The organism is Halorubrum sp. AD140 (genome assembly GCF_034497445.1).
GTDB lineage: Archaea > Halobacteriota > Halobacteria > Halobacteriales > Haloferacaceae > Halorubrum.
In genome coordinates this window covers 1-1,065 of the sequence record NZ_JAXRUU010000322.1, presented here as the reverse complement: position 1 = coordinate 1,065, position 1,065 = coordinate 1, and the positions used below count along the sequence as shown (strand labels likewise).

The 1,065-nt window shown below is 54.4% G+C and carries 1 protein-coding gene and 1 pseudogene; both read left to right on the top strand.

Going from position 1 to position 1,065, the window contains the following annotated elements; all coding sequences use genetic code 11:
* Positions 1 to 126, top strand: a pseudogene (locus tag U4E84_RS18535) (ABC transporter permease); the annotation flags it as partial.
* 201 nt (positions 127 to 327) lie between these two features.
* Positions 328 to 948 carry a TetR/AcrR family transcriptional regulator gene (locus tag U4E84_RS18530; protein ID WP_322533523.1) on the top strand — a complete coding sequence of 207 codons (621 nt, stop codon included), beginning with the start codon at positions 328 to 330 and terminating at the stop codon, positions 946 to 948.
* Positions 949 to 1,065 lie beyond the last annotated feature (117 nt).

Below are 1,065 nucleotides of genomic sequence, written 5' to 3'. Positions count from 1 at the left end.
GGTTGGGAAAGCGCCCAGTATGTGGTATACGGGTTCAGCTGTGCTGTCATAGCGAGTCTAGTGAGCGGGTTCTATCCGGCGTGGAAAGCCGCGAACGACCGTCCCGTGGAAGCACTGCGGCGCTGAAACGGTATCGTACTTTCCGTCACTGCTCCCACTGTCGAGCGAAGGAGAGTCACAAAGAAGCAGGGAGGAATCTCACGATTTCACTCGCGGGTTACAGACTCAAGGAGAGTGCCTCGGGGCTTGATCCCCGACGCGATTCACTGACGCCGCCGTGGATGGAAGTGGAAACAGATATACCTTGTGAATAAATGTTCATTCACTATGGGTACATTCCGTCTTTTCCAATCATCCCCGACCGACACGCACACGGAAATGATGCAAGCGACATACAAAGCGTTGCAGAAACACGGCTACGCGGACCTGACGATGCAGCGTATCGGCGACGAATTTCCGAAGAGTAAGTCCCTCATCTACCAGCACTACGACGGGAAAGACGAACTCCTCGTCGCATTTTTAGAGTTCTTGCTCACGCAGTTCAAGTCCGACATCCCGGGAGACGAGTATGCCGATGCACACGAGCATTTACACGACATTCTCGATCATACGCTCCCGAGGTCCCCAGATTCATCGTACATTGAGTTCACCGCAGCGATGACAGAACTCCGTGCACAAGCCCCCCACAACGAAGCCTACCGCGAACAATTCACCAAAACGGACCAGTTCTTCCAAAAACACTTCACGGAGATCATCCGTGACGGAATCGCGCAGGGCGTGTTTCGAGAATGTGAGCCGACTCAGATTGCAACATTCATCGCAACGAGCATCCACGGTGCACAGAACCGAAACGTGACAACAAATAGTGCTGGCTCGATCACCGCCACGCGACGTGAACTTACCGAATATCTTCAGGCGTGTCTCTTCACAGAAAAAAACGACGACTGAATGTCCACAGTCGTCGTTAGCCGCTAGGGGCACCTCTGACCGAACTGCGGCTTGCGATCTTTTGAGATGCCTCGATGCGGCGAGAGCCACCGTCGCGCCAGCGACGCGTGGCTCTCG